A 17863-nucleotide genomic window follows, 5' to 3' on the forward strand; every position below is an offset into this window, starting at 1 on the left:
GTACTGCGACGCGCCTGTCCGACAGGTGAGGGGTGCCTGGCATCTCGGGGCGGGGAGGGCAAGAGGGAGGCGGAAATCGGGGATCACTGTCGCCGGAGGGGTGCGACAGGGCACGCTGTGACGATGAGCGAAGACCACGCCGTCCGAGTCCGCGACCTGCGGAAGGACTACGGGGGCGCTCCGGCGGTCGCGGGAGTCTCCTTCGGCATCCACCGGGGCGAGACCTTCGCGCTCCTCGGCCCCAACGGCGCCGGCAAGTCGACGACCATCGAGATCCTCGAGGGCTACCGCGACCGCTCCGGCGGCGAGGTGTCGGTGCTCGGGGTCGACCCGCGCCACGGCGACCTGGCATGGAAGGCGCGTCTGGGGATCGTCCTGCAGTCCAGCGGCGAGTCCGGCAACGCGACGGTCCGCGAGCAGATCGCGCACTTCGCCAGCCTCTATCCGCGACCGCGCGACGTCGACGAGACCATCGAGGCCGTCGGGCTGACGTCCAAGGCCCGCTCGCGCATCGGACGCCTCTCGGGCGGCCAGCGCCGCCGCGTCGACGTCGCCCTCGGCATCATCGGCCGCCCCGAGCTGGTGTTCCTCGACGAGCCCACCACGGGCTTCGACCCCGAGGCCCGCCACTCCTTCTGGGACCTGATCGCCCTGCTCAAGAGCGAGGGCACGACCATCCTGCTCACCACCCACTACCTCGACGAGGCCGCCCGCCTCGGCGACCGCGCCGCCGTGATCTCCGGCGGGCGGCTCCTGGCCATCGGCCCGATGAGCGCGATCGGAGGGGACGAGGCGCGCGTCCCGATCGTGCAGTGGCGCGAGGACGGCGTGCTGCACCGGCTGCGCACCACCGAGCCCGCCCGGACCGTCGCCGAGCTGCACGCCCGGATCGGGGAGCCGACGGCGCTCGAGGTCGTCCGCCCCAGCCTCGAGGACATCTACCTCGACCTCATCCGCGAGGACCGCGACGCGGTCGACCTGATCGGAGAGCCCGCGTGACCGCCGTCGCCACCCGCCCCCGCACCCTCTCCACCGGCCCGGGACGCACCGTCCGCCTCGGACTCGCCCGCGCCCGCTACGAGATCCGCTCGTACTTCCGCGCTCCGGACCAGGTGTTCTTCACCTTCCTCTTCCCGGTGCTGCTCCTGACGATCTTCTCGGTCGCGTTCGGCGACACCGCGGTGATGCAGGCGAACCCGCAGGACCCGGGCATCCCCATGGCCGAGTACTACGTGCCGGGCCTGGCCGCGGCCGGGATCCTGCTCTCGGGCGTCCAGAACCTCGGCGTCGACATCGCGGTCGAGCGCGGCGACGGCACGCTCAAGCGCCTCGCGGGAGCCCCGCTGCCGGTCTTCAGCTACTTCATCGGCAAGTTCGGCCAGGTGCTCGTGACGAGCCTCGCGCAGACGGCCCTGCTGCTCCTGGTCGCGGCGACGGTGTTCTCGGTCGAGCTGCCCACCGACAGCGGGCGCTGGGCGACCTTCGCCTGGGTCTACCTGGCAGGAGTCGCGACGTCGGCCATCCTCGGCATCGCCGTCTCCGCGCTGCCCCGCTCGGGCAAGAGCGCGACCGCCGTGATCGTGCCGCCGCTGCTCGTGCTGCAGTTCATCTCGGGGTCGTACCTGTCGTTCACGACGCTGCCGGACTGGCTGCAGAACACGGCGAGCGTCTTCCCGCTCAAGTGGATCGCGCAGGGCATGCGCGCCGTGTTCCTGCCGAGCGGGTTCGAGGAGGCGGAGGTGAACGGGTCGTGGGACCTCGGCGGCGTCGCGCTGGTGCTCGGGATCTGGCTCGTCGTGGGGCTCGTCGCCTGCCGCTTCGGCTTCCGCTGGATCCGCCGCGACAGCTGAGCCGGAGGAGGCCGCGGCCGGAGGGCGCTCGTCCCCGGGAGCGCGGCGCCTGCGGGCGCAGACCGCGCGGACTCAGACCGCGGTGCCGACCACCACGGGCTCGGGGTGCAGCAGCACGCCGAACTCCGCCAGGACGCGGCCCTGGACGTACCGGGCGAGCTCGGCGACCTGCTCGGCCGTCGCTCCTCCGCGGTTGGTCAGGGCGAGGGTGTGCTTGCTCGACACGGCGGCCCGCGAGCCGGGCAGGGTGAAACCGCGCGAGACGCCGGCGTGCTCGATCAGCCACGCGGCGCTGAGCTTCACCAGGCCGTCGGCGCGGGGAGGCACGGGCAGCCCGACGGGCGCTCCGGCCTCGACCGCGGCGAGCGGAGTGATGACGGGCGCCTCCGCCGTCGGCTCGACCGGCCAGCGCGGCGCCTCGGGCGGCAGGGAGTCGGCGAACGCGCTCGTGACGAGGGGGTTGGTGAAGAAGGAGCCGGCGCTCGCGGTGTCCGGGTCCTCCGGATCGAGGACCATGCCCTTGCCCGCACGCAGCACCAGCACGGTCTCGCGCACCCGCGCGAGCGGCACGCGGTCGCCGAGCGCGACTCCGAGCGCCGACGCCAGCTGACCGTAGGCGACGGGAGTGCCGTCGCCCTCGGCGCCGACCTCCTCGAGCGCGAACTCGACGGCCAGCACCGCGCCCCGGCGGCCCTGCTTGATCACGGAGGTGCGGTAGGCGAACTGCAGCTCCTCCGCCGTCAGCCGGACGGGCTCGCGGGCGCCCTCGTCGAGGAAGTCGACCGCGACCAGCGTGTCCGAGAGCTCCTGGCCGTAGGCGCCGATGTTCTGCACCGGCGACGCACCGACCGTGCCGGGGATGCCGCTGAGGGCCTCGAGGCCCGCCCAGCCGCGCTCCACGGTCGTCGCGACGAGGCCGTCCCACGACTCGCCCGCCTGGACCCGCAGGAGCACGCGCCCCGGCTCGTCGGAGGGGAGCCGCTCGACGCCGGTGGTGCGCACGCGCACGACCGTGCCCTCGACCCCGTCGTCGCCCACGAGGAGGTTGGAGCCGCCGCCGAGCAGCAGCCACGGCTCGTCGTCCGACCACAGGCCGACGAGCGTCTCGACCAGCTCCGCCTCGGTGGCGGGCTCGACGAGGCGCTCGGCGGGTCCGCCGACGCGGAGGGTGGTCAGGGCGGAGAGCAGCGGCGCGGAGGTCACGCGAGTCGGACCCGTGCCTGGGCCTTGCCGAGGACGGACTGGCCCTCGACCGAGACGGCGAGGTCGACGCGGACCCAGCCCTCCTCGGCGTTCACAGCACCGATCCTGGCGACCACGTCGATGGCGGCGCCGTCGCGCGGGTCCACCACGACGGGACGGGTGAAGCGCACCTGGTAGTCGACCACGCGTCCGGGGTCGCCGACCCAGTCGACGACGACCTGCACCGCGGTGCCCATCGTGAGCATGCCGTGCGCGAGCACGCCGGGCAGGCCGACCTCGGCGGCGACGTCGTCACGGTAGTGGATGGGGTTGAAGTCGCCCGAGGCGCCCGCGTAGCGCACCAGGGTGCCGCGGTCGATCGGGAAGCGGCTCTCGGCGACGACCTGGCCGACGCTCAGCTCGGCGAGAGCGGGCAGTGCGGTGCTCATTCGTCTCCCCTGACCACGAGGGTCGAGATCGCGGTGACGACGTGCTCGCCGCTCGCGTCGACCATGCGGGACTCGGTGGTGACCATCGAGTGGGCGCCGAGCTTCTTGATGGCGGCGACCGAGAGGGTCGCGGTCAGCTCGTCGCCGGCGACGACCGGACGGGACAGCACGAAGCGCTGGTCTCCGTGCACGACGCGGCTGAAGTCGATCCCGCCGTCGGGCTCGGCGAGCAGCTGCTGGAGCGTGAACTCCTGCACGACGACGGCGAAGGTGGGCGGAGCGACGAGGTCGGGGTGCCCGGCGGCGCGGGCGGCCTCGACGTCGTGGTGCAGGGGGGAGGTCGCGGAGACGGCGCGGGCGAACTCGCGCACCTTCTCGCGCCCCACCTGATAGGGCTCCGTGGGCGCGAAGACGCGCCCGACGAGTTCGGGGTTCACTGGCACCCGGCCATACTAGGCGCTGCCGTCGCGGGGCCCTCGGGGCTCCGGAGGCGCCGCCGGTGGTCACCCGGGTATGACCACCGGGAATTTCCCATCCGTGTATGGCTGACCCGCGGCCGAACTTCTCCGAAGCTGGCGGGCATGTCGACACCCACTCCCGAGCGCGACTGGGCGACCTACGCCCGCGAGCTCGGCACCAACATGCACCGGGCCCGCATCGCCAAGGGTGCCAGCCAGGAGCGGATCGCCCACGCGGCCGGGCTCGCGGGCTACACCTACCAGAAGTTCGAGAAGGGCGAGTCGAAGCCCGGCTCGCCCGCGAACCCCACGCTGCACACCCTCCTCGCGCTCTGCGAGGCGCTCGAGATCGAGCTGACGGACCTCCTGCCGCCCGACCCGCCGCGCACCTCACGAGGCGCCGAGTAGCCGGAGCACCGCGCCGGCCAGCCGCGACCCCGAGCTGAGATCGAGGTCGACCTCGCCGAGCCCGTCGGCCTCCAGGCGGAGCCTGTCCTCCCCCGACTCCCCCGGGCGGCACAGGGAGACGTGCACCGTCGCGCCCGCGGCCCCGTCTCCACGCGCCCAGAGCACCACCGGGACCGAGCTCGCCGCGGAGCGGTGCAGCCGCTCCGCCGCTGCGACCAGCTCGTCGTGCTCACCCGCGCACCAGCGCGGGCACCCCTCGTCGTTCCTGCCGTCCATCCGCTCCTCCACGTTCCGCACCCCTCGGTCGAGGAGACCAGCCCACCAGGCGGTACCGACACCGAGGGCCCGCCGCGCCCCGATCCCGACCGGGGTGTGGACAGGAGACGGTCGTCCGCCCGTTGTGGAGGAGCGAGGACCAGGGTCCCATACGCAGGTGGTGCCGCCAGGGGTCCGGCACGAAGCACCGGCGCGGTGTCAGCGGTGGACGATCAGCCAGGTCGCGATCGCCGTGGTCGAGCCCGTGTTGACCATGCGGTGCGGCCGCTCGCACGGGAACGTGATGGCGTCGCCCGGCCCGAGGACGACCGACTCGTCCTCGAACTCGACCGTCAGCTCTCCGAGCGTCACCGCCCCCATCTCGAACCCGTCGTGGCGGAGCAGCTGCCGGTGCGCCGTCGAGGTCGAGCCCGGCGGGTAGGTCGACTCGAAGAAGTCGACGGCGTCCAGCGGACGCGGCGCCAGACGGCGGAACAGCACTCCGCCCTCGAGCGCCACGGGCGCCGACTCGCGCGCCCGGACGACCGCGGTCTCGACCGGCGCCGACGCGCCCTGGTCGAACACGGCGGACAGCGGGACCCCCAGCGCGTCCACGAGGGCGATCAGCCGGCCGACCGAGGGCTGCATGGCTCCGCGCTCGATCTGCGAGACGGCGCTCACGGAGATGCCGAGTCGCCCGGCGAGTGCCTTCAGCGACAGGCCCGCCGAGAGCCGCAGCTCCCGCAGCCGGGCGCCGAGTCCGGCCCCGTCCGCGATCGCCCGGGCGGCCGCCTCGTCGGGCGCGGTGTCGTCGGAGAGCATGGCCCGTCCCCTCTCGCGGATCGTCACACAGCCGTAACGGAGCCGAAACGAGCGGCGGCCTCCCGACTCGTAGCGTGGCCCGCGTGAAGTGATCACTTCACTCGGAACGCTCTCCGCTACGCCCCGCCTCCTCGGCCGGACGTCCCGACCACCCTGACACATCCGCTCCGTGCCGCTCTGCGCACGACCGCCCGAGAGGTGGATCCACCCATGTCCGACCGAGTCACCGCACCCCGAGTCACCGCTCCTCCCGTCGATCCGGATCCCGCCGCCGCGGCGAGCGCCGGCTACGACGACCGCCTCTCCAACGAGGACCTCGCCCCGCTCCGGAAGCAGCGCTGGTCGAGCTACAACATCTTCGCGTTCTGGATGTCGGACGTGCACAGCGTCGGCGGGTACGTGACCGCGGGCTCGCTCTTCGCGCTGGGCCTGGCCGGCTGGCAGGTGCTCGTCGCCCTGGTGGTGGGCATCGTGATCGTGCAGGTCTTCTGCAACCTCGTCGCCAAGCCCAGCCAGGTCACCGGCGTGCCCTACCCCGTCATCAACCGGGCGATCTTCGGCATCCGCGGCGCGAACATCCCGGCGATCATCCGCGGACTGATCGCGATCGCCTGGTACGGCGTGCAGACCTACCTGGCGGCGCAGTCGCTGAACATCGTCTTCCTCAAGTTCTTCCCGGGCATGGCCGCCCTGAACACGCCCGAGGCGTCGTTCCTCGGCCTCTCGGCCCTGGGCTACCTCTCCTACGCGATCCTCTGGGTCGCGCAGGCCGCGCTGTTCTGGCGGGGCATGGAGTCGATCCGCCGCTTCATCGACTGGGCGGGACCGGCGGTCTACGTGGTGATGCTCGTGCTGGCCGTCTACCTGGTGTCGCAGGCGGGCTGGGAGAACATCTCGCTCACCCTCGGCTCCGGCGAGCCGCTCGACCTCGCCGCCGCGGTGCCGGTGATGATCTCGGCCGTCGCCCTGGTCGTCTCCTACTTCTCGGGCCCGATGCTCAACTTCGGCGACTTCTCCCGGTACGCCCGCAGCTACGGCGCCGTGAAGCGCGGCAACCTGCTCGGCCTCCCGATCAACTTCCTCTTCTTCTCCCTCCTCACCGTGATCACCGCGTCGGCGACCGTGCCGGTCTTCGGCGAGCTGATCACCGACCCGATCGAGACCGTCGAGCGGATCGACACCTGGTTCGCCGTGCTGCTCGGCGGGCTCACGTTCGTCATCGCGACGATCGGCATCAACATCGTCGCGAACTTCATCTCCCCCGCGTTCGACTTCTCCAACGTCAACCCGAAGAAGATCAGCTGGCGGATGGGCGGCATGATCGCCGCCGTCGGCTCGGTGCTGCTCACCCCGTGGAACTGGTACTCGAACGACACCGCCATCCACTACACGCTCGGCATCCTCGGCGCGCTGATCGGACCGCTGTTCGGCGTCCTCATCGCGGGCTACTACCTGATCAGCCGCCAGCGCGTCTGGGTGGACGACCTCTACACGATGAGCGAGAAGGGCCGCTACTGGTTCTCGCGCGGCTTCAACCCCAACGCCGTCTGGGCGACCGTGATCGGCGGAGTCCCCTCCGTCGCCTCGGTGCTCGTGCCGCGCTGGATCGCGGAGGCGGGAGGCGCGGAGTTCACCTGGCTCGGCGACTACAGCTGGTTCCTCGGCTGCGGGCTCGGATTCGTCGCGATGGCCGTGCTCGAGCGGCGCGCGCCGCGGATCGGGCGCCTCGACGAGGACCTCGAGCACGTCAGCGACGGCTCGACCGTCTGATCCGGCCGGCACGGAGGAGGGATCCGCTCCGGCCGCTCCGCATCCCGCGGGCCGGCGGCCGGGCGGGTCCCTCCCCCTCCCGGCACCCGAACCGAGGAACCACCATGCGCATCACCGTCGTCAACCCGAACACCAGCACTGCGATGACCGCGGCGATCGGCCGGGCCGCCCGCTCCGTCGCCTCGCTCGGCACCGAGATCACGGCCGTCACCCCACCGATGGGTCCGGCGTCGATCGAGAGCCACTACGACGAGGCGCTCGCCGTGCCCGGCGTCCTGCACGAGATCGCCCGGGCGGAGGCGGCCGGCTGCGACGGCGCGGTCATCGCGTGCTTCGGCGACCCGGGCGTCGACGCCGCGCGCGAGATCGCGAGCGGCCCGGTCGTGGGGATCGCCGAGGCCGCCATGCACATGGCCGCGCTCGTCGGCCGGGGCTTCAGCGTGGTCACCACGCTCTCGCGCACGAGCGGCCGCGCCTGGGACATCGCCCGCCGCGCCGGGTTCGGCGACGCCTGCCGTCAGGTGCGCGCCTGCGACATCCCGGTGCTCGAGCTCGACGACCCCCGCTCCGACGCCCGCCGCGCGATCCTGGCGGAGTGCGCCGAAGCGCTGGCCGTCGACGGGTCCGACTCGATCGTGCTGGGCTGCGCCGGGATGGCCGACCTGTGCCGCGACCTCTCGCGGGAGCTGGGCGTGCCCGTGATCGACGGCGTCGCCTCGGCGGTGCGCCTCGTGGAGGGGCTCGTCGCGATGGGCGTCAGCACCTCGCGACGCGACGAGTACGCCGCGCCGCGGACGAAGGCGATGGCGGGGCTGCTCGCTCCGTTCGAGCGGGTCTGAGGCTCCGCGCCCCGTGCAGTCGGGTGTCCTGCCGGACCGCCGGCCAGGCCCCACCTGCGAGGATCGGGGGATGAGCGTCCTCCGCGATCTCGGCCTCGGTGCCCGGCTCTTCCTCCGCGGCTTCCGCACCTGGGTCCGCTCACCGCGGGCGATGCTCCTCGGCGCGATCCCGCCCCTGATCGTCGGCCTGGTCTTCGTCGGCGTACTGGTCCTGGTGCTCACGCGGGTGCAGGACGCGGTGACCGCGCTCACCCCGTTCGCCGGCGGCTGGGACGAGGGCACGGCCGCCACCGTCCGCCTGGTGCTCTCGATCGCGGTGGTCGGCGCCGTGCTCGCCCTCGGCGTGGTCCTCTTCGCCGCGGTGACCCTGCTGGTCGGCGACCCCTTCTACGAGCGGATCTGGCGGCGGGTCGAGGACGACCTCGGCGGCGTGCCCGACGAGCGCGAGACCACCTTCTGGCAGGGGGTCGGCCGCGGCCTCCGCGACTCCGCCGTGCTGGTCGCCACCTCCCTCGGGATCGGCGTGGTCCTGGTGCTGCTGGGCCTGGTGCCGCTGGTCGGCTCGATCGTCGGCCTCGTCGCGGGCGCCCTGGTCGGCGGGAGGGCCCTCGCGCTCGAGCTGACCGGGTTCGCGGGCGACGCCCGGGGGCTCTCCCTCCGCGACCGCCGCCGCCTCCTCGGCGAGCACCGCGCGGTCTCGCTCGGCTTCGGCATCGCCGTCTACCTGGCGTTCCTCGTCCCCGGGGGCGCGGTCGTCGCCACCCCCGCCGCGACGGCCGGCGCGACCCTCCTGCTCCGGACCCTGCGGGGCGAGCCGACCGAGCGGCCGGCCGCCTGACACCGCTTGGCCGCCGCCCGGCTCTCCCCTAGACTCGCCGCGTGCGCACGTCGACCCGAAGCCCCTGGTGGCCCGCCTCCTAGGCGGACCGACGCGCAGACCCCTCGCACGCGACCGCCTCCTCCGGGCGGTCGTTCTGCATGTCAGGGCCCGGGTGGGGCACGACCCGATACAAGGACCACGATGACCTCGCTCCTCTCCCGCATCCTCGCCTCCGACGGGACGCTGCCGTTCGCGGTGGTCCTCCGCCAGGGCCGCGACGCCGTCGACGTGTTCACGGGCGACGTGCTCGACGTCGAGGGCCTGGCCGACATCCCGCTCGACGGCGACGACGTGCTGACCCTCGTGCCCTACCGGCAGGTGCGCGAGCGCGGCTTCGCGGCGAAGGACGACGGAGCCCCTCTGCGCAACCTCGTGGTGCGCGAGCGCGAGAGCATCCCCCTGGCCGAGGTGCTGCGGCTGCTGCCCGAGCGGGAGATCCCGGTCGAGGAGCGCGGCTTCGACGTGCCGGACGACGACTACGCCGACATCGTCCGCCGCGTGATCGAGGACGAGATCGGCCGCGGCGAGGGCGCCAACTTCGTCATCAACCGCGCCTTCGTCGCGCAGACCGACGCGCCGCCCGTCGAGGCGGTCCTGGCCTGGTTCCGCCGCCTGCTCACCGACGAGTCCGGCGCGTACTGGACCTTCGCGATCCACACCCCCGGCGTCGACGGCGCGCAGACGGTCACCGCCGTCGGCGCGACCCCCGAGCGCCACGTCTCGGTGCGCGACGGCGTCGCGATGATGAACCCGATCAGCGGCACCTTCCGCCACCCCGCGGCCGGACCCACCGGGGAGGAGGTGCTCGCGTTCCTCGCCGACGTCAAGGAGAGCGAGGAGCTCTTCATGGTCGTGGACGAGGAGATGAAGATGATGAGCGCGGTCTGCCCGGACGGCGGCCGCATCCTCGGGCCGTTCCTCAAGCAGATGTCGCGGCTCAGCCACACCGAGTACCTGCTCGAGGGCCGCACCGGACTCGACGTGCGCGAGGTCCTGCGGCTGACGATGTTCGCGCCCACGGTCACCGGCTCGCCGATGGAGAACGCGTGCGCCGTGATCGCCGAGTACGAGAAGGAGCCGCGCGGCTACTACTCCGGCGTGCTCGCCCTCTTCGAGCCGGAGGAGCACGGCTACACGGTCGACGCCCCCATCCTCATCCGCACCGCCTACCTCCGCGCGGACGGCCGCCTCACCGTGCCGGCCGGCGCGACGCTCGTGCGCCACTCCACCCCCGAGGGCGAGGTCGCCGAGACGCGGGCGAAGGCGTCGGGCGTCCTCTCCGCCCTCGGCCTGCTGCCGCACCGCGAGGTGCCGCCGGCCCTCGACCTGAACGCGCAGCCGGGCGTGCAGGAGGCGCTCGAGGCGCGCAACGAGCGGCTCGCCTCGTTCTGGCTCCGACCCCAGGCGCCCGAGCACATCGCCGGCCTCGCCGGGCACACCGCGCTGATCGTCGACAACGAGGACCAGTTCACGACGATGCTCGCCCACCAGCTGCGCCACCTCGGGATGGACGCCCGGGTCGAGCGCTGGTCGGAGGTCGCCGACGTGCTGAGCGACGACCTCGTCGTCTTCGGCCCCGGCCCGGGCGACCCCCGCGACGACTCCGACCCGCGGATCGCGCACCTGCGCTCGCTGATGACCACCCGCCTCGAGGCGGAGCGGCCGATGCTCGCCGTCTGCCTCAGCCACCAGATGCTCTCACTGCTGGCGGGCCTCCCGGTCGAGCCGCTGCCCGCGCCCCGCCAGGGCGTGCGCCTGGCGGTGGACGTGTTCGGCGAGGACGCCGCGATCGGCTTCTACAACACCTTCTCCTCCGTCGCCCCCGGCGTCGCGCGCACGCCCCGGCTGGGGCTCGAGGTGTCGGTCGACCCGGAGACGGGAGTGGTCAACGCCCTCCGCGGCGAGCACGTCGCGTCGGTGCAGGGGCACCTGGAGTCGGTGCTCTCCTCCGACGGCCTGCGCACCCTGGAGCGGCTGGTCCGCACCGCGACCGCTCAGCCCGCGCGCGCATGAGCGGCCTGCGGCTGATCGCGTCGCCCGCCTACCCGGCCGAGCTGCAGGAGGCGGTGGCCGCCGCCGTGCGCGCGGCGGCCGAGGCGGCGCGCGGCTGGTACGGGCGCGGCGACAAGATCGCGGCGGACGAGGCGTCGGTCGCGGCGATGCGCGCCGTGCTGGCCGACGCTCCGTTCGACGGCGTCGTCGTGATCGGCGAGGGCGAGAAGGACGAGGCCCCGATGCTCGCGAACGGCGAGCGCCTCGGCCGCGCCTCCGCTCCCTCCTGCGACGTGGCGGTCGATCCGCTCGACGGCACCCGACTCACGGCGGAGGGGCTCCCCGGCTCGGTGAGCGTGATCGCGCTCGCCCCGCGCGGCACGCTGTTCGACCCGCGCGACGTGTTCTACATGGACAAGCTGGTCTGCTCTGCAGCGGGCCGGGGCGCCGTCTCGCTCGACCTCCCTCCCGCCGAGAACGCCGCACGGCTGGCGGCGGCGCTCGGGAAGCCCGTCGCGGAGCTGGTCGTCGTCGTGCTCGACAAGCCGCGTCACTCCGGGCTCATCGCGGCTCTGCGCGCGGCCGGGGTCGCGCTCGAGCTGCGCGGCGAGGGCGACGTGTCGGTCGCGATCGAGGCGGCCGATCCCGCGGGCCGCGTCGACCTCGTCCTCGGCATCGGCGGCACCCCGGAGGGAGTGGTCGCCGCGTGCGCCGTCCGCGCCCTCGGCGGGGTGATGGAGGGGCGCCTCGCCCCCCAGACCGCACCGGAGCGCGCCAACGCCCTGGCCGCCGGCCACGACCTCGACCGCCTGCTGACCCTGGAGGACCTGGTCTCCTCGGACGACGTGCTCTTCGCGGGCTGCGCGGTCTGAGACCTCGCCCGGCAGAGGGCGCGGCCCGCCCCGCTCCGGAGCCGGAGCGGGGGTGACGGATGTCACGGCACCTCGGTGACAGAGGAGCGAGGCACTGCGGCGACCCTCTCGACAGGCTGAGGGCATGACCTCGACCGACCTCGCCGTGCAGGCGACCGCCCTCACCAAGAGCTTCGGCTCCGTCGCCGCCGTCGCCGGAGTGGACCTCACCGTCCGGCCCGGCGAGATCGTCGCCTTCCTCGGTCCCAACGGCGCGGGCAAGACCACGACCCTCGACATGCTCCTGGGTCTCTCGGCCCCTGACACCGGCGAGGTCACGGTGTTCGGACGCTCGCCGCGCACGGCGATCGCGCACGGGCTCGTCTCGGCCGTCCTGCAGACCGGCGGCCTGCTGAAGGACCTCAGCGTCCACGAGACACTGGAGCTGACCGCGAGCCTCTTCGCGGACACCCGGCCGATCGACGAGGTGCTGGAGCGCGCGGGGATCGCCGACCTCGCCTCCCGCCGCGTGGGACTGTGCTCCGGCGGTCAGCAGCAGCGGCTCCGGTTCGCGATGGCGCTGCTGTCGGACCCCGGCCTGCTCCTGCTCGACGAGCCGACCACCGGCATGGACGTCGAGGGGCGCCGCGCGTTCTGGCAGGCCATCCGCACCGACGCGGCGCGCGGGCGCACCGTCCTCTTCGCCACGCACTACCTCGAGGAGGCGGACGAGTACGCCGACCGCATCGTCCTGATGAGCCGAGGCCGGATCGTCGCCGACGGGACCACGAGCAGCATCAAGAACCTCGTCTCCGGCCGGATCGTCCACGCGACCCTGCCCGGCGCCGACCTCGCCGCCCTCGCCGCGCTCCCCCAGGTCTCCAGCGTCGAGGCCCAGGGCGACCGGATCACGGTGCACACCGACGACTCCGACGCCCTCGCCCGCTACCTGCTCACCCGCACCGGTGCCCGCGACGTCGAGATCACCGCCCAGAACCTCGAGAGCGTCTTCCTCGCCCTCACCTCCGAAGGAGCCTCCGTATGACCGCCACGACCCCCGCCGCCGACCGCGTCCGCCTCGACCGCCGCTCGCCGGCGCTCGGCGGCTTCACCACGACCTACCTGCGCATCGAGATCCTGCGGCGGCTGCGGAACCGGCGGACCCTCTTCTTCACCCTCCTCTTCCCGGTCCTGATGTTCTTCATCGTCGGGTACCCGCTCCGCGACGAGCCGCTGACCGCGACTCCGATCGCGGCGGGCGGCGTCTCGATCGCGGCCTTCATCATGGTGTCGATGGCGATGTACGGAGCGATGATGTCGGCCACGCAGACCGGGGCGGCCGTCGCCGTGGAGCGCGCGCAGGGCTGGAGCCGGCAGCTGCGGCTCACCCCGCTGAACCCCGTGGTCAACGTTCTGATCAAGATGATCGCCGGGATGGCGCTGGGCCTGCTCGCCGTCGTCGCCACCTATGCGGTCGGCGCCGCCAGCGGCATCGAGCTCTCGGCGGTGCAGTGGGTCGCGACCGGACTGACGGGCTGGCTGCTCGCGAGCGCCGTCTTCACGACGCTCGGCCTCATGGTGGGCTACATGGTGCCGGGCGAGAACGCGGCACAGATCACGAGCCTGGTCATCGTGGTCCTCGCGTTCCTGGGCGGCCTCTTCTACCCGGTGAGCAGCATGCCCGGATTCCTGCAGAGCATCGCCGCCCTGACGCCGGTCTACGGGATCAGCGAGCTCGCGCGAGCGCCGCTGACCGGCGAGGGGTTCGACCTCGGCGCTCTGGTCGACGCGCTCGTGTGGCTCGGTCTGCTCCTCGGCGGGACGGTGTTCTTCTTCCGCCGCGACACGAAGCGGGTGTGACGGATGCGCCACCGCGGTCGGCTCCGTCCTAGGGTGAGCGCGTGAGCAGCACCACCGCCTCCGGGCACGGCGAGACAGGGTGGCCGATCCGCCCGGCCGCGGCGGGCGCCGACCCGGGAGCGACCCTGCGCACGGCTCTCTGGACCCCGCGTGCGCTGCGCTGGTACGCGGGAGCGGTCTTCTCGCTCTTCTGGGTGTACTCGACCGTGCCGTCGGTCCTCGACGATCCGGAGTGGCCCCGCCGCGTCGTCGGCGTCGCCCTCATCGCCGCTTTCAGCGCCGGATTCCTCGTCGCACCGCCGCTCGCCTGGACCCTCGCGACGCGGGGCCGGCTGCTGATCTGCCTCGGACTGCTCGCCTTCTCCTTCACCCTCCTCCCCTGGCTCGGGCGGGACGTGACGGGGCTCTGGACCTACGTCGGAGTCCTGGTCGGCATGTGCGTGTTCACCTGGCGCCTCACGGCCACCCTGATCGGAGCCCTCGCCTCCGTGACGCTCGCCGTCCGCCTCGAGAGCGACGGCGTCACCGAGACCGCCTTCGTGGTGCCGGTGATCATCCTCTCCATCTCCCTGATGATGGCCACCTTCGCGCGCACGATCGCCACCGTCAACCAGCTCCGCGACACCCGCGCCGAGCTGGAGGTCCTGACGGCCGAGCGCGAGCGGAGCCGGGTCGCCCGCGACATCCACGACATCCTGGGCCATTCGCTGACGGTGATCACCGTGAAGTCGGAGCTGGCCGGGCGCCTCCTCGACGCCGACCCGGAGCGGGCGCGGGCCGAGATCGCGGACGTGGAGTCGCTCGCGCGGGGCGCTCTCGCCGACGTCCGCGCGACCGTGTCCGGCTTCCGGGCCACGACCGCGAGCGGAGCGCTGGCCGCCGCGCGCGGCGCTCTCGCCGCGGCGGGGATCTCCGCCGACCTGCCCTCCTCCACCGACACCGTGCTCCCGCAGCATCGCGAGCTGGTGGGGTGGGTGATCCGCGAGGGAGCGACGAACGTCGTCCGCCATTCGAGCGCCTCGCGCTGCCGGATCCGCCTCACCGCCTGCGAGGTCGAGATCGCGGACGACGGAGTGGGTCCGCAGCCGGGAGCAGCGGGCTCGACCGGACTGGCCGGGCTCCGCGAGCGGGTCGAGGCGGCGGGCGGCCGGCTCTCCGTCGGGACGAGCGAGCTCGGGGGCTTCCGCCTGGCGGCTACCCTCCCCGGAGGCGGACGGTGAGCGCTCTGCGCCTCCTGATCGCCGACGACCAGGCGCTGGTGCGGGGCGCACTCGCCGCCCTGCTCTCGCTGGAGTCCGACATCGACGTGGTGGCGGAGGTCGGCCGCGGGGACGAGGTGGTCGCCGCGGCGCTCGCCTCGACGCCGGACGTCGCGCTGCTGGACATCGAGATGCCGGGGCTGGACGGGATCGCCGCCGCCGCGCTCCTCCGCGAGGCGCTGCCGGCCTGCCGCGTGCTGATCGTGACGACCTTCGGCCGTCCCGGCTACCTCAGCCGCGCGATGCAGGCGGGGGCATCGGGCTTCGTGGTCAAGGACACGCCCTCGGCTCAGCTGGCGGACGCCGTGCGGAGGGTCGGGCAGGGGCTGCGCGTGGTCGATCCCGCGCTCGCTGCGGAGTCGCTGGCGCAGGGAGGCACGCCCCTGACCGAGCGGGAGGCCGACGTGCTCGCCGCCGCGCGCACCGGAGGCTCGATCGCCGATCTCGCCCGGATGCTGCACCTCTCGCCGGGGACCGTGCGGAACCACCTCTCGGCGGTGATCGGCAAGACGGGCGCCCGCAACCGGGCCGACGCCCTCCGGATCGCGGAGCGCAACGGCTGGCTCTGAGAGTCCGGCCCGGCGGCACGATCACGGCGCTCCGCTCCGGAGCCGACCGCAGCGGAGCGCGACAGGAACGCCGAAGGCCCCGGCTCGACGCGCGAACCGGGGCCTTCTCGCTGTAGCGGGAGCGGGACTTGAACCCGCGACACCACGATTATGAGCCGTGTGCTCTAACCACCTGAGCTACCCCGCCGCGCGTTCTTCGCAGGTCTGGCCTGCGGGGAACGGAGCCCCCTGTGGGAATCGGACCCACTACCTCTTCCTTACCAAGGAAGTGCTCTACCAATGAGCTAAGGGGGCGCACCTGCGGGTCTGACAGCCCCTCTCGGGGCGTGCCCGCGATTTGGCACCGTTAGACGATAGCACCTCCGCGGAGCGTCGATGACCGCGGGGGACGCGCCCCCGCGGCCGCCCGTCTGCGGCTACGCCCGGCTCGCCTCGTCGAGCGCGGCGAGCTCCTCGGCGCTCAGCTCGAGGGAGGCCGAGGCGATCAGCGCCGGCAGCTGCTCCATCACGCGGGCGCTGGCGATCGGCGCGACCACTCCGGGCTGCGAGCGGAGCCAGGCGAGCGCCACCGTCGCCACCTCGGCGCCGTGCGCCTCCGCCGCCGCATCGAGCGCCGCCAGCACCCGGCGGCCGCGACCGTCGAGGTAGCGGGAGGCACCGTCGGCGCGCGGGCCCTCGGGCGTCGATCCGTCGCGGTACTTGCCGGTCAGGAAGCCCGACGCCAGGGCGGAGTAGGGGACGACGGCCAGCCCCGCCTCGCGGGCGAGGGGCAGCAGGTCGGCCTCGATCCCGCGCTCCACGAGGTTGTAGTGCGGCTGCAGCGCGACGGGCGCGTGCAGGCCCTCCTCGCCCGCGATGCGCAGCCACTCCGCGACGCGCTCGGCGCTGAAGTTCGACACTCCGATCGCGCGGACCAGGCCCTGGTCCACGAGCTCCGAGAACACGGCGGCGATGTCGGCCATCGGCACGGCCTCGTCGTCGAAGTGGGCGTAGTAGAGGTCGATCCGGTCGGTCGCGAGGCGCTCGAGGGAGGCGCGGGCGGCCGCGCGCACGATGTCGGGCGCGAGGCCGGTGAACTGCGGGTGGCGGCCCGCCTTCGTCGCGATCACCACGTCGTCCCGGTCCCCCGAGCGCTGCGCGAGCCACTCGCCGATGATCGTCTCGGACTCGCCGCCCGTGTTGCCCGGGACCCAGGCGGAGTAGGCGTCGGCGGTGTCGATGAAGTCGCCGCCCGCAGCCGTGTAGCCGTCGAGGACGTCGAAGGAGGTCTGCCGCCCCGCGGTCCAGCCGAAGACGTTGCCGCCGAGCGAGAGCGGGAAGACGTCGATGCCGGAGTCGCCGAGCGGCGAGCGGGTGACGGAGGAGGATGCTGCGCTGTCGATGCTCATCCCCCGATTCAAGACCCGCTCCCCGCCGTGATCGATCCCCCTCCCGCGCATGCGCGGCAAGGACTCAGGCTCTCAGCGCCGCGGGTAGTCGGCGTAGGCGAAGCGCGTCGAGTCCGGCGCCCAGCCGGAGACGTTGATCGTCCCCTGCCCGCCGTGGAGGCGCTCCAGCACGCGGCCGGGCTCGAGCGTCGCGCGCCCGGGGAGGTCGAGCAGCCGCAGCTCGACGTCGACGTTCTCGGGGTGCCCGGCCGTCCCCTCCGGATAGGCGAGGTAGAGCAGGTGAGCGCCGTCGGGCGACTCGTGCGGGAACCAGTCGACCGTGTCCGACTCGACCAGGCGGGAGAGCGCGGAGCCGTCGAGGCCGATCCGGAACAGCTGCGCACCTCCTCCGGCCCGCTCGGAGTTGAAGACGAGGGTGCGGCCGTCGGCCGAGACGTCGACGCCGTCGTCCGCCGGCTCGTCGTCGGTCAGGGCGGTGAGCGCGCCTCCTCCGGCCGGCATCGTGTACACGTCGGTCCGCCACCGCCCGGAGGCGTCGCCGCCGCCGATCAGCGCGAGGGTCGCGCCGTCGGGCGAGACGCCGTGCAGGTAGTGCTTGAAGCGCGCGCCCTCGCGCTCGGCGGTCAGGCGGCGGGCGGGGGCGGAGCCGTCGAGCTCGACCGCGTAGAGGTGCCCGTCGCGCGCCGAGACGTAGGCGAGCCCGCCGGACGGGGCGAGCACGTGGTCGTTGTTGAGCTCGGCCGGCACCCCGTCGAGCGGGATCGGCTCGAGCACGGGCGTCCCCTCGAGCGGCAGTCGGAAGAGGCCGCCGTCGCCGTTCACGATCAGGGCGGAGCCGTCCGGAGTCCAGTTCGGCGCCTCCACGAGGACGGAGTCGGACTCGAAGACGGTCGTCGACTCCCCCGTCGCGAGGTCGTGGACGCGGAGTCGGCAGAGCTGGTCGGGGAGGAGCGAGCGGGCCATGCTCCCCACGGTAGGGCCCTGGCGGATCACGACGGGGCCGTCAAGCCTCCGCGCACTCAGGTTCCGCG

At 73.4% G+C, this 17863-nt stretch carries 19 protein-coding genes and 2 tRNA genes; 12 read left to right on the top strand and 9 right to left on the bottom strand.

What is annotated here, in order from left to right; genetic code table 11:
• The first annotated feature begins 123 nt into the window (after positions 1-123).
• Positions 124-999 carry an ABC transporter ATP-binding protein gene (locus C5D04_RS18675; RefSeq protein ID WP_104347678.1) on the top strand — a complete coding sequence of 292 codons (876 nt, stop codon included), beginning with the start codon at positions 124-126 and terminating at the stop codon, positions 997-999.
• Entirely contained in the window at positions 996-1850 is an 855-nt protein-coding gene (locus C5D04_RS18680; RefSeq protein ID WP_104223629.1) for an ABC transporter permease, read from the top strand. Before C5D04_RS18675 ends, C5D04_RS18680 begins: the two co-directional genes overlap by 4 nt.
• Before the next feature lie 72 nt (positions 1851-1922).
• On the opposite strand, the gene C5D04_RS10650 is transcribed toward C5D04_RS18680, so the two are convergent.
• The 3 genes from C5D04_RS10650 to C5D04_RS10660 are packed head-to-tail and all read right to left on the bottom strand — an operon-like array spanning position 1923 to position 3924.
• Positions 1923-3053 (bottom strand): UDP-N-acetylmuramate dehydrogenase, encoded by a 1131-nt coding sequence (locus C5D04_RS10650; protein WP_104347670.1) that lies wholly within the window; start codon positions 3051-3053, stop codon positions 1923-1925.
• Complete coding sequence (locus tag C5D04_RS10655) at positions 3050-3481, bottom strand: MaoC/PaaZ C-terminal domain-containing protein (protein ID WP_104238284.1); 432 nt, start codon at positions 3479-3481, stop codon at positions 3050-3052. Before C5D04_RS10655 ends, C5D04_RS10650 begins: the two co-directional genes overlap by 4 nt.
• On the bottom strand, positions 3478-3924 hold the full coding sequence (locus tag C5D04_RS10660; protein ID WP_104227045.1) for a MaoC family dehydratase N-terminal domain-containing protein: 447 nt from the start codon (positions 3922-3924) through the stop codon (positions 3478-3480). Before C5D04_RS10660 ends, C5D04_RS10655 begins: the two co-directional genes overlap by 4 nt.
• A 138-nt stretch (positions 3925-4062) precedes the next feature.
• Here C5D04_RS10660 and C5D04_RS10665 point away from each other — a divergent pair, with 138 nt between their 5' ends.
• Positions 4063-4347, top strand: a complete 285-nt coding sequence (locus C5D04_RS10665; RefSeq protein ID WP_104223625.1) for a helix-turn-helix domain-containing protein — start codon at positions 4063-4065, stop codon at positions 4345-4347.
• Here C5D04_RS10665 and C5D04_RS10670 read toward each other — a convergent pair.
• On the bottom strand, positions 4330-4623 hold the full coding sequence (locus tag C5D04_RS10670; RefSeq protein WP_104295588.1) for a DUF6907 domain-containing protein: 294 nt from the start codon (positions 4621-4623) through the stop codon (positions 4330-4332). The two genes, C5D04_RS10665 and C5D04_RS10670, sit on opposite strands and share 18 nt — an antisense overlap.
• A 198-nt stretch (positions 4624-4821) precedes the next feature.
• Positions 4822-5424 (bottom strand): helix-turn-helix domain-containing protein, encoded by a 603-nt coding sequence (locus C5D04_RS10675; protein ID WP_104347671.1) that lies wholly within the window; start codon positions 5422-5424, stop codon positions 4822-4824.
• A gap of 210 nt (positions 5425-5634) precedes the next feature.
• On the opposite strand from C5D04_RS10675, the gene C5D04_RS10680 reads away from it, so the two are divergent.
• The 9 genes from C5D04_RS10680 (at position 5635) to C5D04_RS10720 (ending at position 15444) form a co-directional block, all read left to right on the top strand.
• A complete protein-coding gene (locus tag C5D04_RS10680; protein WP_104227042.1) occupies positions 5635-7194 on the top strand; it encodes an NCS1 family nucleobase:cation symporter-1 in 1560 nt (519 codons plus the stop codon).
• 104 nt (positions 7195-7298) lie between these two features.
• Entirely contained in the window at positions 7299-8033 is a 735-nt protein-coding gene (locus tag C5D04_RS10685) for an aspartate/glutamate racemase family protein (protein WP_104234239.1), read from the top strand.
• A gap of 70 nt (positions 8034-8103) precedes the next feature.
• The gene (locus C5D04_RS10690) at positions 8104-8871 is read left to right on the top strand and encodes an EI24 domain-containing protein (RefSeq protein WP_104326167.1); all 768 of its coding nucleotides are present in this window, start codon (positions 8104-8106) and stop codon (positions 8869-8871) included.
• 183 nt (positions 8872-9054) lie between these two features.
• Entirely contained in the window at positions 9055-10926 is a 1872-nt protein-coding gene (locus C5D04_RS10695; RefSeq protein ID WP_104347672.1) for an anthranilate synthase family protein, read from the top strand.
• On the top strand, positions 10923-11777 hold the full coding sequence (locus C5D04_RS10700) for a fructose-bisphosphatase class II family protein (protein WP_104223618.1): 855 nt from the start codon (positions 10923-10925) through the stop codon (positions 11775-11777). Before C5D04_RS10695 ends, C5D04_RS10700 begins: the two co-directional genes overlap by 4 nt.
• A gap of 124 nt (positions 11778-11901) precedes the next feature.
• Positions 11902-12801, top strand: coding sequence for an ABC transporter ATP-binding protein (locus tag C5D04_RS10705; protein ID WP_104347673.1), 900 nt, complete (start codon positions 11902-11904; stop codon positions 12799-12801).
• A complete protein-coding gene (locus C5D04_RS10710) occupies positions 12798-13616 on the top strand; it encodes an ABC transporter permease (RefSeq protein WP_104238293.1) in 819 nt (272 codons plus the stop codon). The genes C5D04_RS10705 and C5D04_RS10710 overlap by 4 nt, the downstream gene beginning before the upstream one ends.
• 41 nt (positions 13617-13657) lie before the next feature.
• Positions 13658-14836: a sensor histidine kinase gene (locus C5D04_RS10715; protein WP_258059741.1), complete on the top strand. Its 1179-nt coding sequence runs from the start codon at positions 13658-13660 to the stop codon at positions 14834-14836.
• Positions 14833-15444 carry a response regulator gene (locus C5D04_RS10720; RefSeq protein WP_181074522.1) on the top strand — a complete coding sequence of 204 codons (612 nt, stop codon included), beginning with the start codon at positions 14833-14835 and terminating at the stop codon, positions 15442-15444. Before C5D04_RS10715 ends, C5D04_RS10720 begins: the two co-directional genes overlap by 4 nt.
• Before the next feature lie 113 nt (positions 15445-15557).
• On the opposite strand, the gene C5D04_RS10725 is transcribed toward C5D04_RS10720, so the two are convergent.
• From C5D04_RS10725 to C5D04_RS10740, 4 genes are all read right to left on the bottom strand, one after another.
• Positions 15558-15631, bottom strand: a tRNA-Met gene (locus tag C5D04_RS10725).
• Positions 15632-15666: 35 nt separating this feature from the next.
• Positions 15667-15738: transfer RNA gene (locus tag C5D04_RS10730), tRNA-Thr, on the bottom strand.
• Between the two features lie 122 nt (positions 15739-15860).
• Positions 15861-16832, bottom strand: a complete 972-nt coding sequence (locus C5D04_RS10735; protein WP_104257172.1) for an aldo/keto reductase — start codon at positions 16830-16832, stop codon at positions 15861-15863.
• A gap of 72 nt (positions 16833-16904) precedes the next feature.
• A complete protein-coding gene (locus C5D04_RS10740; RefSeq protein WP_104326173.1) occupies positions 16905-17795 on the bottom strand; it encodes a PD40 domain-containing protein in 891 nt (296 codons plus the stop codon).
• Positions 17796-17863 lie beyond the last annotated feature (68 nt).

The organism is Rathayibacter sp. AY1D2, from assembly GCF_002932695.1.
Taxonomy (GTDB): domain Bacteria; phylum Actinomycetota; class Actinomycetes; order Actinomycetales; family Microbacteriaceae; genus Rathayibacter.

Bases quoted from the DNA above. Each gene is read 5' to 3' on its own strand.
- C5D04_RS18675 (WP_104347678.1), top strand. From the start codon at position 124: ATGAGCGAAGACCACGCCGTCCGAGTCCGCGACCTGCGGAAGGACTAC.
- C5D04_RS10655 (WP_104238284.1), bottom strand. From the start codon at position 3,481: ATGAGCACCGCACTGCCCGCTCTCGCCGAGCTGAGCGTCGGCCAGGTC.
- C5D04_RS10665 (WP_104223625.1), top strand. From the start codon at position 4,063: ATGTCGACACCCACTCCCGAGCGCGACTGGGCGACCTACGCCCGCGAG.
- C5D04_RS10670 (WP_104295588.1), bottom strand. From the start codon at position 4,623: ATGGACGGCAGGAACGACGAGGGGTGCCCGCGCTGGTGCGCGGGTGAG.
- C5D04_RS10675 (WP_104347671.1), bottom strand. From the start codon at position 5,424: ATGCTCTCCGACGACACCGCGCCCGACGAGGCGGCCGCCCGGGCGATC.
- C5D04_RS10680 (WP_104227042.1), top strand. From the start codon at position 5,635: ATGTCCGACCGAGTCACCGCACCCCGAGTCACCGCTCCTCCCGTCGAT.
- C5D04_RS10685 (WP_104234239.1), top strand. From the start codon at position 7,299: ATGCGCATCACCGTCGTCAACCCGAACACCAGCACTGCGATGACCGCG.
- C5D04_RS10690 (WP_104326167.1), top strand. From the start codon at position 8,104: ATGAGCGTCCTCCGCGATCTCGGCCTCGGTGCCCGGCTCTTCCTCCGC.
- C5D04_RS10695 (WP_104347672.1), top strand. From the start codon at position 9,055: ATGACCTCGCTCCTCTCCCGCATCCTCGCCTCCGACGGGACGCTGCCG.
- C5D04_RS10700 (WP_104223618.1), top strand. From the start codon at position 10,923: ATGAGCGGCCTGCGGCTGATCGCGTCGCCCGCCTACCCGGCCGAGCTG.
- C5D04_RS10705 (WP_104347673.1), top strand. From the start codon at position 11,902: ATGACCTCGACCGACCTCGCCGTGCAGGCGACCGCCCTCACCAAGAGC.
- C5D04_RS10710 (WP_104238293.1), top strand. From the start codon at position 12,798: ATGACCGCCACGACCCCCGCCGCCGACCGCGTCCGCCTCGACCGCCGC.
- C5D04_RS10735 (WP_104257172.1), bottom strand. From the start codon at position 16,832: ATGAGCATCGACAGCGCAGCATCCTCCTCCGTCACCCGCTCGCCGCTC.
- C5D04_RS10740 (WP_104326173.1), bottom strand. From the start codon at position 17,795: ATGGCCCGCTCGCTCCTCCCCGACCAGCTCTGCCGACTCCGCGTCCAC.